This window comes from Sphingomonas bacterium, from assembly GCF_903644055.1.
In the GTDB taxonomy this organism is placed as follows: Bacteria; Pseudomonadota; Alphaproteobacteria; order Sphingomonadales; family Sphingomonadaceae; genus Sphingomonas_I.
In genome coordinates, this window is record NZ_CAHJXD010000114.1 from 1 (window position 1) to 4,196 (window position 4,196).

Sequence of the window (4,196 nt, forward strand, 5' to 3'; positions counted from 1 at the left end):
CGGCGGCATCGCTGGCGGTGGTGCCGGCGTGGAGCGCGGGGCCGGCGGAGGCAAGCGACGATGCCGCGATCGATGCGCTCGCGCTGGCGTTCCTGACGCGCTTCGAGGTGCCGGGGCTGGCGATCGCGATCGTCCGGCCGGGCAGGCCCGATTTCGCACGCGGCTATGGCGTGCGATCGCTCGGGAGCCCGCCCCGCGCCGATGCGCATACCCTGTTCGGCATCGCCTCCAACAGCAAGGCGTTCACCGCCGCCGCGCTCGCGATCCTCGTCGATGAAGGCAAGGTCGGCTGGGACGAACCCGTCCTGCGCTATCTGCCCGCGTTCAGGATGTATGATCCGGCGGTGACGGGCATGATGACGGTGCGCGATCTGCTCGTTCATCGCAGCGGGCTGGCGCTCGGCGCGGGCGATCTGATGCAGTTTCCCGAAACCACGCACACGCTGGCCGATATCCTCCACGGCCTGCAATATCTGAAGCCCGCACGCGGCTTTCGCGCGGGCTATGCCTATGACAACATTCTCTACATCGTCGCGGGAATGCTGATCACCAGCGTGACGGGACAGAGCTGGGAGGATTTCGTCACCGCGCGCATCCTGGTGCCGCTGGGGATGCGCGAGACGGTGGCAGCGCGATCGCGCATCCGCACCCCCAATCTCGCCGGCCGCCACGCCCGGCTCGGGCCGCCGGTGCGCGGGATGGGGCCGATGCGCGTCGTCCAGCCCGACGAGCAGGACAAGATCGATGCGGCGGGCGGGATCAACACCAATGCGCGGGACGTCGCCGCCTGGTTCCACGTCCAGCTTCGGCAGGGCGCGCTGCCCGACGGCGGGAGGCTGTGGAGCGAAGCGCAGGCGCGCGAGATGTGGACCCCGCAGACGATCAGCGCCAGCGGCGCCGGGCCGACCGCCGAGATGCCGACCCGGGCGGTGATGAGCGGCTATGCGCTTGGCTGGGGCGTGCAGGATTATCGCGGTCACCGTCTGCTCTCGCATTCGGGCGGGCTGACGGGGCAGGTGACCCAGCATGCGCTGCTGCCCGAGCTCGGCTGTGCGGTCGCGGTCTATACCAACAGCGAGGACAACAGCTCGGCGGGGCTGCGCAACGCCTTGCTCGATCGCCTGATCGGCGCACCGCCGTTCGATTGGGTCGCGGCGACGGCGACGCGGATCGCCAGGACGAACGCCGAGGCCTTGAAGGAAAGCGGGGGAGGCGCGCCGGCGCCGCCGGCGGGAGGCCTGACGCTGCCGCTCGACCGCTACGCCGGCCGCTATCGCGACCTCTGGTATGGCGACATCGTCGTCGCGCGGCGCGGCGCCGGCCTCCGCATCGATTTCGCGCGCACGCCCGCGTTCAGGAGCGCGCTGGAGCCATGGGGCGCCGATGCCTTTCGCACGCGCTTCCCCGAGGGTGTCGGCGAGGATGCGGTCGTGACGTTTGCGGTGAAGGACGGCGCGGTCGCCGGGGTGACGATGAAACCGCTCTCGCCGCTCGCCGATTTCAGCTTCGACTTCCAGCACCTCGCCTTCGCGCCGGTGCGGTGAGGAACGGTTTCCCTAGAGCAGGATCATCGGGCGGAAAGATAGGATTGCTGGTCCTTCGATACGGGTCTTCGACAAGCTCAGCCCTACTCTGGATGAGCGGGATGGGGCGACGCTCCTCCGTCATCGCTGCGCGATGCCACCTCCCCCGCCGCCAGGGGAGGCGATGATTCTAAGCCGGGGGCCGCCGCTGGATCATGACGTTGGTGATCTCGCGCATCACGGGCTGATCGTGCTGGTTGAAGACGATCGACCTGATCTTGAGCAGGCCGAGTTCGGGGCGCGAGACCGAGGGCCGCGCGCCGATCACCTCCGTCTCCACCCGCAGCGTATCGCCGGGATAGACGGGCCGCAGCCAGCTAAGCTCGTCCAGCCCGGCCGCGCCGCGCCCCTGGATGCCCTGTTCCGCCCAGCGCGCGGCCGACATGCGCATCGTCATCGCCGCGGTATGCCAGCCGCTCGCCGACAGCCGCCCGAACACCGGATTGGCGGCGGCGGCGGCATCGTCGAGGTGAAAAGGCTGGGGATCGTAGGCGCGCGCGAAGGCGATGACCTCGTCGCGATCGACCACCATGCCGCCGTAGCTGTCGGTGGTGCCGACGGGCAGATCCTCGAGATAGCGCGGCATGGTCCCTCGCGATCAGACGTTGAAGCGGAAGAGCATGATGTCGCCGTCCTGGACGACATACTCCTTGCCTTCCGAGCGCAGCTTGCCCGCCTCGCGCGCGCCGGCCTCGCCCTTGCAGGCGACGAAATCGGCGTAGGCGGTGGTCTCGGCGCGGATGAAGCCGCGTTCGAAATCGGTGTGGATCGCGCCTGCGGCCTGCGGCGCCCTGGAGCCGGCGGGGACCGTCCAGGCGCGTGCTTCCTTGGGGCCGACGGTGAAGAAGGTCAGCAGGTGGAGCAGATCGTAGCCGGCGCGGATCACGCGCGCGAGGCCGGTTTCCGCGAGACCGAGATCGGCGAGGAAATCGGCGCGGTCGGCGGGATCGAGCGTGACGATCTCGGCCTCGATCGCGGCGGAGACGACCACCGCCCGGGCACCCTCGGCCGCGGCCTTGGCGAACACCCTGGCGGAGAGCGCATTGCCCTCGGCGGCCGCGCCCTCGTCGACGTTGCAGACGTAGAGCACGGGCTTGGCGGTGAGCAGTTGCGCGGATGCGAAGACGCGGCGCTCGTCCTCGTCCTTCGGCTGGGTCAGGCGGGCGGGCTGCCCAGCGCGCAGCAGATCGAGCGCCTGGCCGAGCACGGCGGCGGCGAGTTTGGCGTCCTTGTCGCCCTGCGTCGCTTTCTTGACGAAGGCGGGGACGCGCTTCTCGAGGCTTTCGAGATCGGCGAGCATCAGCTCGGTCTCGACCGTCTCGGCATCGGCGATCGGATCGACGCGCCCCTCGACATGCGTGACGTCGCCGCCCTCGAAGCAGCGCAGAACGTGGACGATCGCATCGACCTCGCGGATGTTGGCGAGGAACTGGTTGCCGAGGCCCTCGCCCTTGCTCGCGCCGCGTACCAGCCCGGCGATATCGACGAAGGCGAGCTGGGTTTCGACGATCCTGGCCGAATGGCCGATCTCGGCGATCGCGGTCAGGCGCGGATCGGGCACCGCGACCTGCCCGACATTGGGCTCGATCGTGCAGAAGGGATAATTGGCGGCCTGCGCGGCGGCCGTTTCGGTCAGCGCGTTGAAGAGGGTCGATTTCCCAACATTGGGTAGACCGACGATGCCGCAGCGAAAGCCCATGATGCTCCTCGGGGTGATTTGCTATGCGCTTAGAGGCTGGCCGCCGGACACGCCAGTTTAACCCGATCATCGGCTCATTCCGACAAGGTTCCGCAGCTCATCGCTAGTTAAAGGCGGTTCGTCTCGATAAGATGAACGCAGGATGTGCGTTTCGGCGAGTAGCGCCGTCATCCCGGCATCAGGTCGGTGCGGCACCGTTACCCAACATCCGAGGCGTACATGCGGAAGTTTCAATGGGTTACGGCGGCGGCGCTGGCGATGGTTCAGAGCGTTGCGGCGTTTGGGGAAACGCCGTCAACCCCCGGGCCGGATGTGGAGCAGCTGACCGGGGGCAACGGGTCGGATGCAAGCGTTCGGCCCGGGTTGCGCCTCCTGCCACATCTGCGGCTGCGCGTCGATACGATCGGCCTGCGCGGTGGAACCACCCGCAACGATGATCTGACCGGCGCGCGTTTCCGCAAGCTCCACATGACATCGACGATCGATTATTATCCGGTTGCGGGCTTTCACATATCGGCGGGCTTCCGCAGCTGGAAGAGCAAGCTGCCGCGTTCGCTGGCGGGTGGCGGGGCCGGCAGGCTCAACATGCAGAGCATCGCGCCGACGCTGCCGATGCGCAGCACGCACGCCAATCTCTCGCCGCTCGCCACCATCGGCTACCAATCGAAGATCGCGTCGAACGCGCTGTTCGGGATCGAGGCAGGGGTGATGAGCGAGCATGGGCGCAACCGCATTGCAGGCCTGCCGGCCAACGGCGGGGCGAGCCAGAGCTGGTCGAAGACCGGCGCCGTCGCGCAGGCCTCGGTGAAGATGCGCTTCTTCTAGGATCAAATTCGCGCAAGTTTACGCATGACTATATTCCCATCCTTACAGGGGAGGATAGAGGCTGGTCCTGTTTAAGCTGAGACGTCACC

General features: G+C 67.9%; 4 protein-coding genes. 2 read left to right on the forward strand and 2 right to left on the reverse strand.

Annotated elements, in window-relative coordinates; translation table 11 throughout:
* A partial coding sequence (locus HUU94_RS04800) for a serine hydrolase (protein ID WP_174273967.1) occupies positions 1-1,544 on the forward strand: 1,544 nt, incomplete at its 5' end.
* Positions 1,545-1,713: 169 nt separating this feature from the next.
* Here the strand turns inward: HUU94_RS04800 and HUU94_RS04805 are convergent.
* Both HUU94_RS04805 and ychF read right to left on the reverse strand, forming a co-directional pair.
* Positions 1,714-2,169, reverse strand: coding sequence for a MaoC family dehydratase (locus HUU94_RS04805; protein ID WP_174273968.1), 456 nt, complete (start codon positions 2,167-2,169; stop codon positions 1,714-1,716).
* Positions 2,170-2,181: 12 nt separating this feature from the next.
* Positions 2,182-3,282 (reverse strand): redox-regulated ATPase YchF, encoded by a 1,101-nt coding sequence (gene ychF, locus HUU94_RS04810; RefSeq protein WP_174273969.1) that lies wholly within the window; start codon positions 3,280-3,282, stop codon positions 2,182-2,184.
* A gap of 363 nt (positions 3,283-3,645) precedes the next feature.
* Between ychF and HUU94_RS04815 the strand changes: the two genes are divergently transcribed.
* Positions 3,646-4,107, forward strand: coding sequence for a hypothetical protein (locus HUU94_RS04815; RefSeq protein WP_174273970.1), 462 nt, complete (start codon positions 3,646-3,648; stop codon positions 4,105-4,107).
* The last annotated feature ends 89 nt before the right edge of the window (positions 4,108-4,196 follow it).

Coding starts and splice junctions, on each gene's coding strand:
- HUU94_RS04805 (WP_174273968.1), bottom strand. CDS start 2,169: ATGCCGCGCTATCTCGAGGATCTGCCCGTCGGCACCACCGACAGCTAC.
- ychF (WP_174273969.1), bottom strand. CDS start 3,282: ATGGGCTTTCGCTGCGGCATCGTCGGTCTACCCAATGTTGGGAAATCG.